The organism is Erwinia sp. SLM-02 (assembly GCF_037450285.1).
Taxonomy (GTDB): Bacteria; Pseudomonadota; Gammaproteobacteria; order Enterobacterales; family Enterobacteriaceae; genus Erwinia.
The window spans coordinates 1-642 of record NZ_JAQISN010000018.1; the positions used below are offsets into that span (position 1 = coordinate 1).

The following is a 642-nucleotide window of genomic DNA, read 5'->3' on the forward strand; positions in this document are numbered from 1 at the left end:
TATTCTGGGGGGTGGGGTGGGGCAGGACAGCAAGGGGGAGGATTGGGAAGACAATAGCAGGCATGCTGGGGATGCGGTGGGCTCTATGGCTTCTACTGGGCGGTTTTATGGACAGCAAGCGAACCGGAATTGCCAGCTGGGGCGCCCTCTGGTAAGGTTGGGAAGCCCTGCAAAGTAAACTGGATGGCTTTCTTGCCGCCAAGGATCTGATGGCGCAGGGGATCAAGCTCTGATCAAGAGACAGGATGAGGATCGTTTCGCATGATTGAACAAGATGGATTGCACGCAGGTTCTCCGGCCGCTTGGGTGGAGAGGCTATTCGGCTATGACTGGGCACAACAGACAATCGGCTGCTCTGATGCCGCCGTGTTCCGGCTGTCAGCGCAGGGGCGCCCGGTTCTTTTTGTCAAGACCGACCTGTCCGGTGCCCTGAATGAACTGCAAGACGAGGCAGCGCGGCTATCGTGGCTGGCCACGACGGGCGTTCCTTGCGCAGCTGTGCTCGACGTTGTCACTGAAGCGGGAAGGGACTGGCTGCTATTGGGCGAAGTGCCGGGGCAGGATCTCCTGTCATCTCACCTTGCTCCTGCCGAGAAAGTATCCATCATGGCTGATGCAATGCGGCGGCTGCATACGCTTGAT

Annotated in this window: 1 protein-coding gene; it reads left to right on the top strand. The window is 58.7% G+C overall.

Annotation, left to right across the window (positions count from 1 at the left end; genetic code table 11):
* Positions 1-261: 261 nt before the first annotated feature.
* On the top strand, positions 262-642 hold a 381-nt coding region (locus PGH32_RS24545; RefSeq protein WP_337895400.1), incomplete at its 3' end, for a phosphotransferase.